Origin of the sequence: Blastococcus sp. TF02A-26 (genome assembly GCF_003319125.1) — a bacterium.
Classification (GTDB): domain Bacteria; phylum Actinomycetota; class Actinomycetes; order Mycobacteriales; family Geodermatophilaceae; genus Trujillonella.
In genome coordinates, this window is sequence record NZ_QOHG01000006.1 from 239,427 (window position 1) to 255,526 (window position 16,100).

Consider the following 16,100-nt stretch of genomic DNA (forward strand, 5'->3'; position numbering starts at 1 on the left):
GACGTCGCGCAGGTCACAGCTGTCAGGGCAATCTTTATACAGATGGAGTGATGGAGGGCAAGGCCCGCCCGGCGAGCCGTGACGGCCTCGTGACGTCCCCGCCCGTCGTCGCCGTCGTCCCGGGGCACGACGGGCGGGTCATCCCGCAGGAGGACGACGGCGGCCCGTCCACTGCCTAGATTCGACGGGCGATGGAGCACCCCCTGGAGACCCTGGCGACCGCGATGCGCCGGCACCCGCTCGCCGTGGACGCGGCGATCGCCGGGTGCCTGTGGTTCACCCTGGTGGTGCTGCCGGCCGCGGCGTGGAACCCCTACGAGGTCACGGCCGCGGTGCTCGGCACCCTGCTGATGGTCCCGCTGGTGTGGCGGCGGCGCGCTCCGGTGGCGGCCGCCGCGGCGGTCACCGTCGTGGGGCTGCTGGAACTCGGTGGCGTCCCCGACTTCCTGCCGGCCAACGTCGCCGCCCTCGTGATGGTGCACGCGCTGGCCGCCTACGGACCCCGCTGGGCGGGCGCAGCAGGGCTGGTCCTGGGCCTGTTCGGGGCGGTCCTGGTGGCCACCTTCTACTACGCGGCGTCGGAAGCCCCGGAGAACCTCGTGCTCATCACCGGGACGATCGGCATCGCCGTCGTCGCCGCCTGGGCGCTGGGCCACCTGCGCCGGCTGCGCGTCCAGCGGGAGCTCTCCCTCGAGGAGCGCGCCCGGCTGCTGGAGATCGAGCGCGACCAGGAGATGCGGCTGGCCGCCACCGCCGAGCGCGCCCGGATCGCCCGGGAGATGCACGACGTCGTCGCCCACTCCCTGTCGGTGGTCATCGCCCAGGCCGACGGCGGCCGCTACGCCGGGAAGACCGACCCCGAGGCGGCCACCGGCGCGCTGGAGGCCATCGCCGCGACCGGCCGGCAGGCGCTCACCGACATGCGCTCCCTGCTCGGGGTGCTGCGCGAGGGCCCGGGCGAGGAGTACGCCCCGCAGCCCGACGTCGACGCCGTCCCCGCGCTGGTCGAGGACGTGCGGGCCAGCGGTCTCGACGTCGACCTGCTGGTCGAGGGCACCCCGCGACCGCTGCCGGCCGGACCGCAGCTGGCGGCCTACCGGATCGTGCAGGAGTCGCTCACCAACGTGCTCAAGCACGCCGGCTCGGCCACCCGCGCCTGGGTCCGGCTCTCCTGGCGGGACGACGGACTGGAGATCGCGGTGCTGGACGACGGACGCGGTGCCTCGGCCGCACTGGTGCACGGCGGCTCCGACGGCGCCGGCCAGGGGCTGCGCGGCATGGTGGAGCGGGCGCAGCTGCACGGCGGCCGACTGACCGCGGGCCCCCGGACCGGCGGCGGCTTCGCGGTCACCGCGCTGCTGCCCTACCGTCCGCGGCGATGAACCCCACCCCCGACGGCCGCATCCGGGTCGTGCTCGTCGACGACCAGCAGATGGTGCGGGCCGGCTTCCGCATGGTCATCGACTCCCAGCCCGACCTCACCGTGGTCGGCGAGGCCGGCACCGGCGACGAGGCGGTGCGGCTGCTCGCCCGCACGCCCGCCGACGTCGTCCTCATGGACGTGCGCATGCCCGGCACCGACGGCATCGAGGCGACCCGGCAGGTGACCGCCCGGGAGGGTGCGCCGCGCGTCGTCGTCCTCACCACGTTCGACCTCGACGAGTACGTCGTGGCCGCGATCGGCGCCGGCGCGAGCGGCTTCCTGCTCAAGGACGCCCCGCCGGAGGAGATGCTCACCGCGATCCGGACCGTGCACGCCGGCGACTCGGTCATCGCGGCGTCGTCCACCCGGCGGCTGCTGCAGCACGTGGCGCCCATGCTGCGCGGGACGTCGACCGCCTCCCCCGCCGCCGAGCCGCGCGAGCTGACCGAGCTGACCCCGCGGGAGCGCGAGGTGCTCGTGCAGATGGCCTACGGGGCGACGAACGCCGAGTTGGCGGCGCACTTCGTGGTCAGCGAGGCCACGGTGAAGACGCACGTCGGGCGGGTGCTGGCCAAGACCGGCTCGCGCGACCGGGTGCAGGCCGTCGTCCTCGCCTACCGGACGGGCCTGGTGCAGCCGGCCGACCTCCTCCGCGACGCCTGAGGCATGGGTACCGATACCCGCGCCTGAGCAGCTCCCGACGGAGGTATCGGTACCCATGCCCAGGGGGAGGTCGCGCCTCGTCCGACCCGGGGATGACGGCGGGGTCAGCCCGCGGGAGCACGGCGAGAGGTGCAGGACCAGTCGCTGCTCCGACGCGGACCGAGGGCTCCGGACGGCAGCGTGGACGACGTCCCGCTCCCGTGTCGGAAGGCCTCTCCCGTGTCCGCTCCCGTCCCCGTCATGACGATCCCCGGCGAGCCCCCGCCGGCCGCCGACGCCGTCCGCGCCACCGGCCTGACCCGCACCTACGGTCGCGGCGCCACCGCCGTGCACGCGCTGGCCGGCGTCGACGTCGCCTTCACCCGCGGGGCCTTCACCGCGATCATGGGCCCGTCGGGCTCGGGCAAGTCCACGCTGATGCACTGCCTCGCCGGCCTGGACACCCCGACCGGCGGGCAGGTGTTCCTCGGCGACACCGAGCTGACCCGGCTGCGCGACGACCAGCTCACCAAGCTGCGCCGCGAGCGGATCGGCTTCGTCTTCCAGTCGTTCAACCTGCTCCCGGTGCTCGACGCCCGGGAGAACATCGTGCTGCCGATGCAGCTGGCCGGCCGCCGTCCCGACCCCGCGTGGTTCGACGCGGTCGTCGCCCGGCTGGGGCTGCGCGACCGGCTGCGGCACCGCCCCTCGGAGCTCTCCGGCGGTCAGCAGCAGCGCGTCGCCGTGGCCCGGGCGCTGCTGTCGCGGCCCGACGTCGTCTTCGCCGACGAGCCGACCGGCAACCTGGACTCCCGCTCCGGCGCGGAGGTGCTCGACCTGCTGCGCAGCAGCGTCCGGGAGACCGGCCAGACCGTCGTCATGGTCACCCACGACCCGGCCGCCGCCGCCTACGCCGATCGCGTCGTCCTGCTCGCCGACGGCCGGCTCGCCGGCGAGATCGACCGGCCCACCGCCGACTCCGTCCTCAGCGCACTCCGCGGACTGGGTGCGTGATGTTCCGCGTCATCACCGCCGGCCTCCGGGCGCACGCCGCCCGGCTGGTCGCCTCCACCATCGCCATCGTCATCGCGGTCGGCTTCGTCGTCGCCACCCTGACCATCGGCGCCACCACACGCTCCACCGTGCTCGAGGCGGTCGGCGCCCGCTATGTCAGCGCCGACGTCGTCGTCACCGGGATCCAGGACCCGGCGGGCCTCGATGCGGACGTCGCCGGCCTGCCCGGCGTCGGCGCCGTCGACCTCGCCACCTCCACGTCCGTGCAGGCCGTCGTCCCCGGCCGCTCCGGCGCGCAGTTCCTCCTGGTCGACTCCGTGGCCGAGGACCCGGCGCTGCGCTGGCAGCAGCTGGCCGAGGGCGCGCTGCCCGACCGGCCGGGTGAGGTCGCGGTCAGCGAGCGGGTCGGCGCCGACGTCGGCGACGTGCTCACCGTGGCCACCTACGACGAGGAGGGGCGCGAGGACGCCTCGCAGGCCACCGTCGTCGGCGTCGTCGACCTCGGCGGCGACCCCTCCGCGGGGATCAACGGCCGCGCCTTCGTCACGCCGGAGCAGGTCGCCGCCTGGGGCGGGCTCGGGCCCAGCGAGCTGCGGATCGCCGCGGCCGACGGCACCGACCCCGACTCCCTCGTGGCCGACGTGCGAGCCGCCCTGGCCGACCGCGACGTCGAGGTCCGCACCGGCGAGGAGCAGGCCGAGCAGGAGGCCGCCTCGGTCACCGGCGACGCCGAGATCCTGACCACGGTGCTCCTGGTCTTCGGCGCCGTCGCGCTGCTGGTGGCCGGCCTCGTCATCGCCAACACCTTCGCCGTCCTGCTCGCGCAGCGGACCCGTGAGCTCGCCCTGCTGCGCTGCATCGGGGCCACGTCCCGCCAGGTGCGGCGCAGCGTGCTGGCCGAGGCCGCCGCCACCGGGCTCGGTGCCTCCGTGCTCGGCGTCGGAGCGGGCATCGGGCTCGCCGTGCTGGCCTCGGCGCTGGTCGGCACCGACTCGCCGGTGCCGCTGGCCGGGGTCGAGGTGCCCCTGTCGGCCGTGGTCCTCGGTCTGGTCGTCGGCACCGGGACGACGCTGCTCGCCGCCCTGGCCCCGGCCCGCGCGGCCACCCGGATCGCACCGCTCGCCGCGCTGCGCCCGCTGGACCCGGCGCCGCTGCGCTCCCGCGGCGGGCTGCTCCGGCTGGCCGCGGGCCTGCTGCTCCTGGTCCCCGGCGTGCTGCTCATGGCCGGCGGCGTGGTGGGCGGGGAGATCCTGTTCTCCGTCGGCGGTGGCGCGCTGAGCTTCCTCGGCGTGGTGCTGCTGGCCCAGCGGGCCGTCCCGCCGGTGGTCGCCGCGGCCGGCCGGCTCGTCCGCTCCGGTGGGGTCACCGCCCGGCTGGCCGGCGGCAACGCGACCCGCAACCCCCGCCGGACGGCGGCGACCGCGACCGCGCTGCTGATCGGCGTCACGCTGACCACCGCGATGGTGGTGGGCGCGGCCTCCACCCGGGCCACGGCGCAGGCCGAGCTGACGGCGCAGTACCCGACCGATGTCGTCGTCACCGGCAACACCGAGGACGGCGTCCCCGCCTCGCTGGCCGAGCGTCTCGCCGCGGTCGACGGCGTCCGCGCCGCCGCCGGCCTGCAGGCCGGTGGGGTGACCGGGCCCGACGGCTACGAGGGCTGGACGCTCGGGGTCGACCCCGCCGCGGCCGCCGGGGTGCTGCGCTCGACCGGGGACCTGCCGCTGCCGGCCGAGGGCACCGCCGTCCTGCCGTGGTGGACCGTCGAGGGCTGGGGCGTCGAGGACGGCGGCCGGGTCACGCTGACCGGCGACGACGGGCCGCGGACGTTCACCGTCGCGCTGGGCGACACCGACTACCCGCTGCTGACCGTGGGCGACCTCACCGCGCTCGACCCGGACGCGGTGGCCGACACCGTGTGGCTGCGGCTCGACGACGGCGTCGACCCGGCGGCGGTGGTCGACGAGGTGACCGACGTGGCCGGCAGCATCGTGCCGACGGCCGCGGTGACCGGTCTGGCCAGCGAGCGGGCCGCGCTGGACGAGGTGCTCGACGTGCTGCTGCTGGTCGTCACGGGGCTGCTCGGGGTGGCGGTGCTCATCGCGCTGATCGGCGTGGGCAACACGCTGGCACTGTCGGTGGTGGAGCGGCGGCAGGAGAACGGCCTGCTGCGGGCGCTGGGGCTGACCCGCGGCCAGGTGCGCGGTCTGCTGGCGTGGGAGGCGACGCTGGTCGCCGGCGTCGCGGCCGTCCTCGGGGTGGTGCTGGGCGCCGGCTACGGGCTGGTCGGGGTCGCCTCGTTGCTCGGCGACCAGGGCGAGCTGGTGCTCAGCTTCCCCTGGCTGCAGGTGGGCGCGATCGTCGTCGTCGCCACGGTGGCCGGGCTGCTGGCCTCGGTGCTGCCGGCCCGCCGCGCCGCCCGCACCCCCCCGGTCGCCGCACTGGCGGCCTGAGTGAGCGGAGTCGCTCGAGTGCGGTTTCCGCACGCGAGCGACTCCGCTCAGCCCAGCCAGGTGTCGCGGACCTGCTGGGCCACCGCGGCCGCCTGCGCCCGACCGGCCTCCGCCGAGGGACGGCGGGCCGCGGGGTCGAGCACGTTCCTCCCGATCGCCCGGCGGCTCGCCTGGTCGGGGCTGACGACGGAGACCCGCGCCACCATCCCGGTGACCTGGGCGTCGACGCTGGCCAGCGGGCCCACCCCGCGGGCGATCGGCGCCAGGACCACCACCCGCTCGTGGCCCTCGGCCAGGTCGGCGTTCGCGGCCGACCGCATGCCGCCGTCGATGTAGCGCCGGCCCTCGATGGTGACCGGCGGGTACACCCCCGGCACGGCGCAGCTGGCGGCGACGGCGTGCACCAGCGGCACCCCGGAGTCCCGGTCGAGGGCGCGGAACTCCCCGCTCTCGGCGTCCACCGCGGTGACGACGAACCGGCGGTCGGGCCAGGAGCTGCTGACCAGCCGCGAGCCGATGACGTCCAGCCGCTCCTGCTCGGCCGGCGTGAGACCGGCGTCGGCGGCGGCGCGGGCCAGCGCGCCGACGCGGCGCCGGAACTCCTCGTCCCGGCCCCGGCTGCGCAGCATCGCCCACGCGTAGCGGGCGAGCGCCGCGCGCGACAGCTGCGCGACCCGCTCCGAGGCCGGCGACTCCAGCTGCCGCGCGTACAGCTCCTCGAGCGTCGCCCCGCTCGTGACCTGCGCCCCCACGACCGACCCGGCCGAGGTGCCGACGACCAGGTCGGCCCCCGTCAGGTCCACCCCCGCCTCGGCCAGGCCGGCCAGCAGCCCGATCTCCCAGGCGATCCCCGTGATGCCCCCGCCGCCCAGCACGAGGGCGCGACCCGTTCCGCTCATCCCGGCACAGTCCCCCGGGCGCTCCCACTCGACACGGGGAAGTGACGTGGGACACGCTGGGGCCTTCGCTGAGGGAACGGCCGAGAGGACGCACATGACCGCGACGGACACCCCGACGACCGTCTCCTGGCCGCCCGGCCTGCCGCGGTCGCTGGAGTACCCCACGGTCCCGGTCGGCTCGGTGCTGCGCGCGGCAGTCCGTCGCTGGGGCGACCGGACCGCGTTCGTCGAGGAGGACGTCGCGCTGACGTTCACCGAGCTGGGCCGGCGGGCGCACGCGGTGGCGAACTGGCTGGCCGACCACGGCATCGGCCGGGGCGACGTCGTCGCCGTCCACGCACCGAACTGCCGGCAGTACCCGGCCGTCTACTACGGGATCCTGCTGGCCGGAGCGACCTTCTCCCCGACCAACCCGCTGCTGCCCGCGCCCGAGCTCGCCGCCCAGCTCACCGACTGCGGCGCGCGGGTGCTGGTCACCTGGGACCAGGTCCTGCCGTTCGTGCGCGGTGCGCTGTCCAGCACCCCGGTGGAGACCGTGGTCGTGACCGGCCCGGCGCACACCACCGACTTCGCCGCCCGCGCGACCACCGAGCCCGGGGACGTCGACCTCGCCGACCTGCTCGCCGCCGACCCCACCGACCGGCACCTGGACGCCGCGGTCGACCCCGCCGGCGACCTCGCCCACCTGGCCTACACCGGCGGCACGACCGGCGTGAGCAAGGGCGTGGAGCTGACCCACCGCAACGTCGTCACCAACGTCCTGCAGTCGGGGTGCTGGGTCAGCGGCTCGGTGCCCGAGCTCGACGAGGCCGGGGACGTCACCCTCCGCCAGGTCCTCGGTCCCGAGGAGCAGCCCACCCGGCTCGGCGAGGCCCGGATGGTCACCATCGCGCCGTGGTTCCACGCCATGGGCGTCATCGGCTACCTCAACGGCCTGGTGATGGCCGGGACGACGTCGGTGATCCACATGCGCTTCGACCCGGTCCGGTACCTCGAGGACGCCGTCCGGTACCGCGTCACCGGCTTCGGCGGGGCGCCGCCGGTGTTCGTCGCACTGCTGCAGGTGCCGGGCATCGAGACCGCCGACCTCTCCCAGGTGCGCGGCATCTCCAGCGGTGCCGCCCCCCTGCCGGTCCCGCTGATCGACCGGCTCAAGGCGCTGCTGCCCGATGCCGTGATCGGGGAGGGCTACGGGCTCACCGAGGTGACGATGCAGGCGACCGGCAACCCGGCGTTCCGATCCGGCACGCGCAAGGCCGGCACGGTGGGCGTCCCGATCTTCGACACCGAGATCACCATCCGGCCGCTCGGCGGCGGCGACCCGCTGCCGACCGGCGAGCGCGGCGAGGTGTGCATCCGCGGACCGCAGGTCATGCGCGGCTACTGGCGCCGGCCGCAGGCCACCGCGAAGTCCATCGACGCCGACGGCTGGTTCCACACCGGCGACGTCGGCGTGCTCGACGAGGACGGTTTCCTCTCGATCGTCGACCGCACCAAGGACATGCTCCTCTACAAGGGCTACAACGTGTTCCCGCGCGAGCTGGAGGAGCACCTGTTCGCCGTCCCGGGGGTGGCCGGCGCCGCGGTGGTGGGCCGCCCCGACACCGAGGCCGGGGAGCTGCCGGTCGCCTACGTCGTCCGCCGGGACGACGACGCGGGCGCCGCGCTGACCCGCGAGTCGGTGATGGCCGCGGTCAACGAGCACGTCACGCCGTACAAGCGGCTGCGCGACGTGGTGTTCATCGACGCCATCCCGGTGTCCGCGGCGGGCAAGGTGCTCAAGCGGGAGCTCGCCGAGCGGGAGCGCGCGACGACGTCGGCCTGACCCGGACGCCCCCCGTCCGGAGGACGCACGGCCGCCGAACCCTCCCCCGGACGGAGGGGGCTCGGCCCTGACGGGCCCTCGGCTCACTATCGTCCGCGGGGTGAGAGGCCACGCGGGAGACGCCGACGACCCGCACACCGGGGTCATCCTGGCGCACATCGAGGAGTCCCCCGTCCGCCAGGTGTGGCGGCGGGTCCTCCTCGCGATGACCGTCCTGGTCGTCGTCGTCCTCATCGTCTGGCTGGACGGCGACGCCTACCGGGACGGCGACGAGCGCGGTCTCACGCTCCTGGACTCCTTCTACTACGCCACGGTCACCCTCTCGACCACCGGCTACGGCGACATCACCCCGGTGACCGAGGGCGCCCGCCTGGTCAACATCATCGTGATCACGCCGCTGCGGATCATGTTCCTGATCGTCCTCATCGGGACCACGCTCGAGGCGCTCACGGCGCGCTCGCGCGAGGAGTTCCGCATCCGCCGGTGGAGGTCCACGGTGCGTCAGCACGTCATCGTCTGCGGTTACGGCACCAAGGGCCGCAGCGCCATCCGCGCGCTGCGCGCGGACGGCACGCCGGCCGAGCAGATCGTCGTCGTCGACATCGACGAACGGCTGGTCGAGGAGGCGACGACGACCGGGCTGACCGGCATCGTCGGGGACGCCAGCCGGCGCGAGGTGCTCAAGCGGGCAGCGGTCGAGAAGGCCCGCGCGGTCATCGTCGCCGCCAACCGGGACGACGCGGCGGTCCTCATCACCCTCACCGTGCGGCAGCTCAACCCGACCGTGCCGCTGACCACCTCGGTCCGCGAGGAGGAGAACGCCAACCTGCTGCGGCAGTCCGGCGCGACCACCGTGATCACCACCTCGGCGACGTCGGGCCGGCTGCTCGGCCTGTCCACCGACCACCCCCGCGTGGTCAACGTGGTCGAGGACCTGGTCACCGGCGGGCAGGGACTGGACCTGCACCAGCGCACGGTCAAGGCCGGGGAGGTCGGCCTGGGCCCGCGCCAGCTGACCGACATCGTCCTGTCGGTGACCCGCGGCGGCCGCACCCTGCGCTTCGACGACCCGCTGATCGGCACGCTGCAGGCGGAGGACGAGCTGGTCGTCGTCCGCGCGCACCTCTCCTAGCGGCGCACCCAGGTCCGCGTCGGCTCGCCGCGGCCGCGCAGCTCGACCGCGCGGTCGGGCACCCAGTGCTCCCGCTCGTCCCTGCCGGCCGCGGTCACGGTGGACTCGCTGGCCACCGCCCGCCCGGCGGAGTCCTTGGCCAGCTCGGTGAGCCGTGCCGCCTCGTTCACCGGGTCGCCGATCACGGTGTACTCCAGCCGGCTGGCCGCGCCGACCTGACCGGCCCACACCGGACCGCAGGCGACGCCGACCCCGACGTCGACCTCCCCGGCATCCCGGACGGCGTCGCAGATGCGGCGGGCCGCGCGCAGCGCCGCACCGGCCGGGTCGGGGTGGTCGGTGGGGGCGCCGAAGACGCACAGCGCGGCGTCGCCCTCGAACTTGTTCACCAGCCCGCCCTCGTCCTCGATGGTGTCGACGACGACGGCGAAGAAGCGGTTGAGCAGCCCGACCATCTCCTCGGGCCCGGTCCGGCGGACCAGCGAGGTGGACCCGGCGATGTCGACGAACAGCGCCGCGACCGTGCGCAGCTCGCCACCGAGGGAGACGCCGTCGGTCAGGGCGCGCTGGGCGACCGTCGTCCCCACGTGCCGGCCGAACAGGTCCCGCAGCCGCTCCCGCTCGGCGAGCCCGGCGGCCATCGCGTTGACGCCGTCCTGCAGCAGGCCGATCTCGCCGCCGTCGTCGACGACGACGCGCACCGAGTGGTCGCCCTTCCCGACCCGCTGCACGGCCTGGCGCAGGTCGCGCAGCGGCGCCCCGACGGCGCGGGCGGTGAGCAGCGTGGCGAGCAGGCCGACGAGGAGTGCGACGACGACGAGGAAGACCACCGCGGTGGCGCCCGGCCCGTCGGGGTTGGTCGGGTCGAGGAAGAGCAGCACCACGCCGACCAGCGGCACGCCGCTGGGTGATCCCCCAGGTGAGCACCAGGCGTGGGCGCACACCGAGGGTCAGCCGGCCGGTCGGCGGGTGGGCGGCCAGGGCGCGGGCGGTGACGGCGCGGGCAGCACGGGCGACGAGCAGGTAGGTGACGCCGGCGGTGACCACGCCGCCGAGGACGACGGCCACGCCGACGCGGATGCCCACCCGGGAGTCGGGGAACGCCACGGCCGCCACGACCCCGACCAGGACCGCTCCGACCAGCCACACCGCGCCGGCGACCAACGCGGTGTCCACCGGCAGGCGCAGCGCCCGGGCCGCCTCGGCAGCGGTGGGTTCGCGGCCGGCGAGCAACCAGGCGTTGGTGGGGCGCTGCCGGTGCAGCCCGGCCCAGATGCCGGCGGGGAAGGCGACGACGAGGTACGCCAGCGCGGTCAGCAGGACCGGGGTGCGGCTGGTGTCCGCGTCTCCCCCGACGCCGAGCAGCAGGAGCACGACGGTGCCGACGCCGACCATGTTCGCGACGACGACCAGCGCGACGATCACCGGCACGGCGAGCCGACCGCTGGGCGCCCACGCCAGCACGGCGTCGGCCCGCTGCACGGCGCCTGCTGCCCGTCGGGTCCCCGTCACCGGGTCATGATCGCGGAGGTCGTGCCCGGCCGCGCGCCCCGAAGGGGTCAGACGGAGAAGGCGGCCTCGAACTCGGCCAGCTGACCGGCGGCCAGCGCGCAGTCCGTCGCGGTGGTCAGCCAGCCGGCCACCAGCAGCATCGGCCAGGGCTGCTCGGAGTCCAGCGACGCCGTCGCCGCGACCGTGCCCGCCTGTGCCACTGCCCTGCATGCCGTGTCGTACATGACCGGCTCCCCTCGTCGGATACCCAGGGGATCGGCAGTCCGGGGACCCACCTCCAGCCGCGCAACCGGATCCGACCCCTTGGGGTGACGCACGGGGCGGGATGACTCCCGGCGTTCACACCGGTCCTCCGTGCGGCGGTCCGGTGCAGTCCGTGAACCGGGTCAGGCGGGGGCGGCGACCGCCCTCCGGACCAGCGGGGCCACCGGGCTCAGCCGCAACGACCGCGGCAACGCGCGGACGAGAGCGGTCTCGCCGGTGACGACCAGCCGGCGGTCGCGCACCGCGGCGCCGTACTCCATGCGGCCGTCCCAGACCTCGTACAGGGCGTCGAGGTCGGCCTCGACGACCACGTCGACGTCGAACCCCGGGTCGACGAAGCACAGGGAGACGTCGGCGGCCTGCACGACCAGCCAGAAGCGCCGGCGGGTGCCCGACCGGAACCGGACGTGCAGGCAGGTCCGCTCGCGGTCGCCGAACGCGGCCGCGTCGATGCCGCCGCGCATCCACCAGAGCAGCACCGTCGCGTCCAGTTCGTCGGGACGAGGCTCGCCGAACGCCCAGCGCGCCCCCCACTCGGCGAGCCCGAAGACGATCGGGCGGAGGTCCTCGCAGGCCTGGGTGGGCAGGTAGCGGTCGCCGACGTGGTCGACGAGCCCGGCACGTTCGAGGTGGTCCAGCCGCTTGGACAGCAGCCCGCGGGACAGCCGGGGCAGGCCGCGGGCGAGCTCGTTGAACCGCTCGGCGCCGACCAGGAGGTCGCGGACGATGAGCAGCGTCCAGCGGTCGCCGAGCAGCTCGAGCGAGCGGGTGATGGGGCAGTACTGGCCGTAGCGCGCCATCCCGGGATGGTGGCAGCGGTTCAGAACGAGCACTAGTGCCGCAGGTCCGCCCTCGCGACCGTCGTCCCATGACGACGACGCTCTCCCCCCGCCCCACCGACGAGTCCCTGGTCGCGCTGGCCGCCTCCATCGGCCGGATCGCCGCCGAGCACGAGGCCGAGCACGACCGGGACGCCACCTTCGTGTCCGAGGCCTACGCCGCGATGACCGACACCGGCTACCGGGCGATGGCCGTGCCTCCCGAGCTCGGCGGCGCGGGCGCGAGCCTGCGCCAGGTCGTGCTCGCCGAGTACGAGCTGGCCCGCTGGTCCGGCGCGGCCGGCCTCTCCGCGGCGATGCACCTCTACATGACGCTGCTCCAGCGCTTCCGGTACGGCCGCGGCCTCGCCGACGCCGAGGCGGCGCTGCGCCGGGTCGCCGCCGACGGCATCGTGCTCGCCACCAGCGGCGGCAGCGACTGGGTGTGCCCCACCACCACCGCGGTGCCGGTCGACGGCGGCTTCCGGTTCAGCGGCCGGAAGTCCTTCGTCTCCCAGGCGCCGGCCGCGACCGTGCTGTCGACGTCGGCGACCCTCGGCGATCCCGGGCCCGACGCCGAGGTGCTGCACGCGAGCGTGCCGATGAGCAGCCCCGGGGTCTCCATCGTCGAGACCTGGGACACCCTCGGCATGCGCGGGACCGCCAGTCACGACGTCGTGCTGGACGACGTCTTCGTCCCGGCCGAGCGCATCACCGGCCGCCGGCCGTACGGCGTGCTGGCCGGGCCCCTGATGCTGGCGGCCCAGTACTTCGCGCCGGTCGTCGCCGGCGTCTACCTGGGGGTGGCCCGGGGCGCCTGCGACGAGGCCGCGCGGATGCTGGCCGCCAGGGCCGAGGCGTCCCCGGCCGCGGTCCGCCAGCTGGGCGAGATGACCGCCCGGCTCCGGGTCGCCCGCTGGGCGCTGCTCGCGGCCATCGAGGAGACCGGCGAGCACTTCGGGCCCGACCCGGTCGTGCTGGAGGCCCTGATGACGGCGAAGCGGCACGCGGTGCTGGAGGCGGTCGCGGTGACCGACCTGGCGCTGCAGGTGGTCGGCGGTCCGGCCTTCTCCCGAGGGACACGCCTGGAGCGGGCGTACCGGGACGTGCGCGGTGGGCCCTTCCACCCGCTGACGCCCGAGGCGACGCTCGAGGCGGTGGGGGCGTCCGCGCTGGCCGCCGCCCGCGGCTGAGCGACGGGGGTGGCGGCTCCTGGTGAGCCGCCACCCCGGTCAGCGCAGGTGCTCGCCGAAGAAGGCGAGGATCCGCCGCCAGGCGTCCTCGGCCTCGGGGCGCGAGTAGGCGAGCCCGGCGGTCCGCTCGACGAACCGGAGCGGCGCCGGCGTCCTCCAGTCGTTCATGAACGAGTGCCCGACGGCGGGGTACTCCGCCACGTCGTGCGGGACGCCGCCGGCGGTCAGCCGGCGCTCGAGCTCGGCGGCGGCCCCGGGCAGCATCCGGTCCTTCGCGCCGTAGCTGGCGACGGTCGGGCAGGCGCGGGCGAGCTCCTCGCGGTTGCCCGGCCAGATGCCGTAGTTGGGCGCCGCGGCGTCGAACACCCCGCTCGGCGCGGTGAGCAGCGCGAACCCGCCACCCATGCAGAAGCCGACCGAGCCGACCCTGCCCGTGCAGCGGTCGTCGGCGCGCAGGTGCGCGGCCGCGGCGAGGACGTCGTCCACCGCCGGCCCCCGGCCCTGGTGCAGCGACCGCAGCGTGGTGACGACGCACGCCAGCCGGTTGCCCCGCCGGAACAGCGCCGGGGCGATCGCCAGGTACCCGTTCGCGGCGAACCGGTCGGTGATCCGCCGGACGTCGTCGCTGAGCCCCAGCGCGTCGTGCACCACCACGACGCCGGGCCACGGGCCCGGGCCCTCGGGGGTGGCGAGATACGCCGGGAGCGGGCCGGCGGGGGCGTCGAACGTCGTCATCGGCACGTCCGGATCCTGCGGCAGCGACCTCCCGGCCGCGCGACGGGACCGTCGGGGCCCGGTGGCAGCATCGGCGCCGTGACCAGCACCGACCGCGCCATGCCCCCGATCCGCGCCGACGAGCGCGCCACCCTCGAGGGGTGGCTGGACTTCTACCGCGCCACGCTGGTGGGCAAGTGCGACGGGCTGGACGACGACCAGGCCCGCGAGGCGTCGGTACCCCCGTCCCCGCTGACCCTGGTGGGCCTCGTGCAGCACATGGCCGAGGTCGAGCGGAACTGGTTCCGCCGGGTGCTGCTCGGCGAGCGGGTCCCCGCCATCCACGACCCGGACGCCGATCCCGACGGGCCGGACGGCGGCTTCGACCTCGCTCCCGGCGCCACGCTCGCCGGCGCGCGGGCGACGTGGGAGGCGGAGGTCGCGCGGGCCCGCGCGAACTGCGACGGGCGCGCGCTGGACTCCACGAGTCCCTTCATGGGCGGCGAGGTCACGCTCCGGTGGATCTACTCGCACATGATCGCCGAGTACGCCCGGCACGCCGGTCACGCCGACCTGATCCGCGAGCGGATCGACGGCGCGACCGGCGCCTGACCTGCCGCCCCCGGTCAGGCGGGGACGGGAACCGGGCGGTCGACCGCCGGCCGCCCGGCGTCCGCGCCGAGTCCGCGCGCGATCAGGTACACCGCCAGGCAGACCTCCCACGCGAAGATCGGCACGACGAGGACGCCGCCCGCTCCGGAGATGCCGTCGTGCAGGCCGAGCAGCTCACCGGCGTTCGCGGTGGCGATCAGCGGACCGCCGACCAGGCCCAGCACCGTGATGAACCGCGGCACGGCGCCCGCGCGGTGCAGCAGGTGTGCCAGCAGGACGGTGTTCGCCCCGCAGACCAGGCCGGGCCCGACGAGGAACGTCCAGTCGTGCACGGCGATCAGCCCGTCGCGCACAACCGCCGTCGTCCCGTCCCCGCTCTGCATCGTGACCACCGCGAGCGCCGTCACGACGCCGACGAGGATCACCCCGGCCTCCAGCGTCCGGAGCGCCACGTAGCCGAGCGCGATGCCCTCGTGCTGCCGCCGGACCAGCGGGTACAGCACGAACGCGGTCCCGACGACGCCGAGTGCCAGGACCACCTCCAGCAGCGCGGCGATGCGGACCGCGCCGGCGTCCCCCGGCTCCAGGGCACCGCCGGGTCCGAACGCCGAGTCGTACAGCAGCGCCGCCGGCACGGACGTCACGTGCGTCAGGAGGAACAGTGCTCCGGCCGCCGCGGCGGCCCGTCTCGTCGAGGTCATGCAGCTCTCCTCCCATCGAGGTGTACGGCGTACACCACTGCCCTGGGACGTTAGGTGTACGGTGTACGCCTGTCAACCGGCCGAGCCGAGGAGGACGTCGATGGCCCGGGAACGCCTGGACCGCGAGCGCGTGCTGCGCGCCGCCGTCGACCTCGCCGACGAGGCCGGGATCGGCGCGGTGAGCATGCGCGGGCTCGCCCAGCACCTGGGCGTCGTCCCGATGGCGCTCTACAAGCACGTGGCCGACAAGGACGAGCTGCTCGGCGGCATGGTCGACACCGTGCTCGGCGAGATCGAGACACCGGACCCTGCGCTGGAGTGGAAGGACGCGGTGCGCGCCCGCGTCCTCTCCGCCCGCCGGGTGGTGCTCCGGCACCCGTGGGCGCGGCGCGCGATCGAGGCCGGCACCCGGCGCACCCCGGCGGTGCTCGGCCACATGGACGCCGTCGCCGGGGCCTTCCGCTCCGGCGGCCTCTCCCCCGACCTCACCCACCACGTGATGCACGCGCTGGGCAACCGGATCTGGGGTTTCAGTCCCGAGCTGTTCGAGGAACCCGCGCCCGCCGAGCCGCCGACGCCCGAGCAGCAGGAGGCGATGGCGCGCGAGTTCGCCCGGCGCTTCCCGCACGTGCTCGAGATCGCCGTCGCCGCGACGCAGGGCGACCTCGGCCGGGTCGGCGGCGGCTGCGACGAGCAGTTCGAGTTCGAGTTCGCCCTGGACCTGCTGCTGGACGGCGCCGAGCGGTTGCAGCGCGCGGGGTGGACCTCCCGCTAGTGGTCGCGCTCGGAAGTACAGCGTCGTAAGTTGAGCCGCGTCTCGGCAGGGGGAAGCGCCGAGCCTCCGTGATTCGTCGTGCTCGGAGGCGTGTGCCGATGTCTCGCCTGTCGCCGTATGTGA

The 16,100-nt window shown here is 75.4% G+C and carries 17 protein-coding genes; 11 read left to right on the top strand and 6 right to left on the bottom strand.

Features of this window, described 5'->3' with window-relative positions:
• Positions 1-50: 50 nt before the first annotated feature.
• From DQ240_RS24240 to DQ240_RS09430, 5 genes are all read left to right on the top strand, one after another.
• The gene (locus DQ240_RS24240; protein WP_255410884.1) at positions 51-179 is read left to right on the top strand and encodes a hypothetical protein; all 129 of its coding nucleotides are present in this window, start codon (positions 51-53) and stop codon (positions 177-179) included.
• A 12-nt stretch (positions 180-191) separates the two neighbouring features.
• The gene (locus DQ240_RS09415) at positions 192-1,382 is read left to right on the top strand and encodes a sensor histidine kinase (protein WP_113839338.1); all 1,191 of its coding nucleotides are present in this window, start codon (positions 192-194) and stop codon (positions 1,380-1,382) included.
• Positions 1,379-2,086 carry a response regulator transcription factor gene (locus DQ240_RS09420; protein ID WP_113839339.1) on the top strand — a complete coding sequence of 236 codons (708 nt, stop codon included), beginning with the start codon at positions 1,379-1,381 and terminating at the stop codon, positions 2,084-2,086. The genes DQ240_RS09415 and DQ240_RS09420 overlap by 4 nt, the downstream gene beginning before the upstream one ends.
• 240 nt (positions 2,087-2,326) lie before the next feature.
• Positions 2,327-3,079, top strand: a complete 753-nt coding sequence (locus DQ240_RS09425; RefSeq protein WP_113839366.1) for an ABC transporter ATP-binding protein — start codon at positions 2,327-2,329, stop codon at positions 3,077-3,079.
• Positions 3,079-5,532 carry an ABC transporter permease gene (locus DQ240_RS09430; RefSeq protein ID WP_233498604.1) on the top strand — a complete coding sequence of 818 codons (2,454 nt, stop codon included), beginning with the start codon at positions 3,079-3,081 and terminating at the stop codon, positions 5,530-5,532. The genes DQ240_RS09425 and DQ240_RS09430 overlap by 1 nt, the downstream gene beginning before the upstream one ends.
• Before the next feature lie 47 nt (positions 5,533-5,579).
• Here DQ240_RS09430 and DQ240_RS09435 read toward each other — a convergent pair whose 3' ends face one another.
• The gene (locus DQ240_RS09435) at positions 5,580-6,431 is read right to left on the bottom strand and encodes a patatin-like phospholipase family protein (protein WP_113839341.1); all 852 of its coding nucleotides are present in this window, start codon (positions 6,429-6,431) and stop codon (positions 5,580-5,582) included.
• Positions 6,432-6,525: 94 nt separating this feature from the next.
• Between DQ240_RS09435 and DQ240_RS09440 the strand changes: the two genes are divergently transcribed.
• The gene (locus tag DQ240_RS09440) at positions 6,526-8,256 is read left to right on the top strand and encodes a class I adenylate-forming enzyme family protein (protein WP_113839342.1); all 1,731 of its coding nucleotides are present in this window, start codon (positions 6,526-6,528) and stop codon (positions 8,254-8,256) included.
• Between the two features lie 100 nt (positions 8,257-8,356).
• On the top strand, positions 8,357-9,388 hold the full coding sequence (locus tag DQ240_RS09445; RefSeq protein ID WP_199589206.1) for a TrkA family potassium uptake protein: 1,032 nt from the start codon (positions 8,357-8,359) through the stop codon (positions 9,386-9,388).
• Here the strand turns inward: DQ240_RS09445 and DQ240_RS23580 are convergent.
• On the bottom strand, positions 9,385-10,287 hold the full coding sequence (locus tag DQ240_RS23580) for an adenylate/guanylate cyclase domain-containing protein (protein WP_199589208.1): 903 nt from the start codon (positions 10,285-10,287) through the stop codon (positions 9,385-9,387). The two genes, DQ240_RS09445 and DQ240_RS23580, sit on opposite strands and share 4 nt — an antisense overlap.
• 479 nt (positions 10,288-10,766) lie before the next feature.
• Between DQ240_RS23580 and DQ240_RS23585 the strand changes: the two genes are divergently transcribed.
• Positions 10,767-10,910 carry a hypothetical protein gene (locus tag DQ240_RS23585; RefSeq protein ID WP_199589210.1) on the top strand — a complete coding sequence of 48 codons (144 nt, stop codon included), beginning with the start codon at positions 10,767-10,769 and terminating at the stop codon, positions 10,908-10,910.
• A gap of 37 nt (positions 10,911-10,947) precedes the next feature.
• On the opposite strand, the gene DQ240_RS23590 is transcribed toward DQ240_RS23585, so the two are convergent.
• Both DQ240_RS23590 and DQ240_RS09455 read right to left on the bottom strand, forming a co-directional pair.
• Complete coding sequence (locus DQ240_RS23590) at positions 10,948-11,124, bottom strand: hypothetical protein (RefSeq protein WP_199589212.1); 177 nt, start codon at positions 11,122-11,124, stop codon at positions 10,948-10,950.
• Between the two features lie 162 nt (positions 11,125-11,286).
• Entirely contained in the window at positions 11,287-11,964 is a 678-nt protein-coding gene (locus DQ240_RS09455) for a helix-turn-helix domain-containing protein (RefSeq protein ID WP_113839368.1), read from the bottom strand.
• Between the two features lie 68 nt (positions 11,965-12,032).
• Between DQ240_RS09455 and DQ240_RS09460 the strand changes: the two genes are divergently transcribed.
• Positions 12,033-13,175, top strand: coding sequence for an acyl-CoA dehydrogenase family protein (locus DQ240_RS09460; protein ID WP_113839343.1), 1,143 nt, complete (start codon positions 12,033-12,035; stop codon positions 13,173-13,175).
• 39 nt (positions 13,176-13,214) lie between these two features.
• Here the strand turns inward: DQ240_RS09460 and DQ240_RS09465 are convergent, their stop codons facing one another.
• Positions 13,215-13,910 carry a dienelactone hydrolase family protein gene (locus DQ240_RS09465; protein ID WP_113839369.1) on the bottom strand — a complete coding sequence of 232 codons (696 nt, stop codon included), beginning with the start codon at positions 13,908-13,910 and terminating at the stop codon, positions 13,215-13,217.
• A 78-nt stretch (positions 13,911-13,988) separates the two neighbouring features.
• On the opposite strand from DQ240_RS09465, the gene DQ240_RS09470 reads away from it, so the two are divergent.
• On the top strand, positions 13,989-14,501 hold the full coding sequence (locus DQ240_RS09470) for a DinB family protein (RefSeq protein WP_199589216.1): 513 nt from the start codon (positions 13,989-13,991) through the stop codon (positions 14,499-14,501).
• A 14-nt stretch (positions 14,502-14,515) separates the two neighbouring features.
• Here the strand turns inward: DQ240_RS09470 and DQ240_RS09475 are convergent, their stop codons facing one another.
• Positions 14,516-15,202 (bottom strand): DUF4386 domain-containing protein, encoded by a 687-nt coding sequence (locus DQ240_RS09475; protein WP_113839344.1) that lies wholly within the window; start codon positions 15,200-15,202, stop codon positions 14,516-14,518.
• Between the two features lie 100 nt (positions 15,203-15,302).
• Here DQ240_RS09475 and DQ240_RS09480 point away from each other — a divergent pair, with 100 nt between their 5' ends.
• Positions 15,303-15,977 (top strand): TetR/AcrR family transcriptional regulator C-terminal domain-containing protein, encoded by a 675-nt coding sequence (locus tag DQ240_RS09480; protein ID WP_113839345.1) that lies wholly within the window; start codon positions 15,303-15,305, stop codon positions 15,975-15,977.
• Positions 15,978-16,100 lie beyond the last annotated feature (123 nt).

Bases quoted from the DNA above. Each gene is read 5' to 3' on its own strand.
- DQ240_RS24240 (WP_255410884.1), top strand. From the start codon at position 51: ATGGAGGGCAAGGCCCGCCCGGCGAGCCGTGACGGCCTCGTGACGTCC.
- DQ240_RS09415 (WP_113839338.1), top strand. From the start codon at position 192: ATGGAGCACCCCCTGGAGACCCTGGCGACCGCGATGCGCCGGCACCCG.
- DQ240_RS09420 (WP_113839339.1), top strand. From the start codon at position 1,379: ATGAACCCCACCCCCGACGGCCGCATCCGGGTCGTGCTCGTCGACGAC.
- DQ240_RS09425 (WP_113839366.1), top strand. From the start codon at position 2,327: ATGACGATCCCCGGCGAGCCCCCGCCGGCCGCCGACGCCGTCCGCGCC.
- DQ240_RS09430 (WP_233498604.1), top strand. From the start codon at position 3,079: ATGTTCCGCGTCATCACCGCCGGCCTCCGGGCGCACGCCGCCCGGCTG.
- DQ240_RS09435 (WP_113839341.1), bottom strand. From the start codon at position 6,431: ATGAGCGGAACGGGTCGCGCCCTCGTGCTGGGCGGCGGGGGCATCACG.
- DQ240_RS09440 (WP_113839342.1), top strand. From the start codon at position 6,526: ATGACCGCGACGGACACCCCGACGACCGTCTCCTGGCCGCCCGGCCTG.
- DQ240_RS23590 (WP_199589212.1), bottom strand. From the start codon at position 11,124: ATGTACGACACGGCATGCAGGGCAGTGGCACAGGCGGGCACGGTCGCG.
- DQ240_RS09455 (WP_113839368.1), bottom strand. From the start codon at position 11,964: ATGGCGCGCTACGGCCAGTACTGCCCCATCACCCGCTCGCTCGAGCTG.
- DQ240_RS09460 (WP_113839343.1), top strand. From the start codon at position 12,033: ATGACGACGACGCTCTCCCCCCGCCCCACCGACGAGTCCCTGGTCGCG.
- DQ240_RS09465 (WP_113839369.1), bottom strand. From the start codon at position 13,910: ATGACGACGTTCGACGCCCCCGCCGGCCCGCTCCCGGCGTATCTCGCC.
- DQ240_RS09475 (WP_113839344.1), bottom strand. From the start codon at position 15,202: ATGACCTCGACGAGACGGGCCGCCGCGGCGGCCGGAGCACTGTTCCTC.
- DQ240_RS09480 (WP_113839345.1), top strand. From the start codon at position 15,303: ATGGCCCGGGAACGCCTGGACCGCGAGCGCGTGCTGCGCGCCGCCGTC.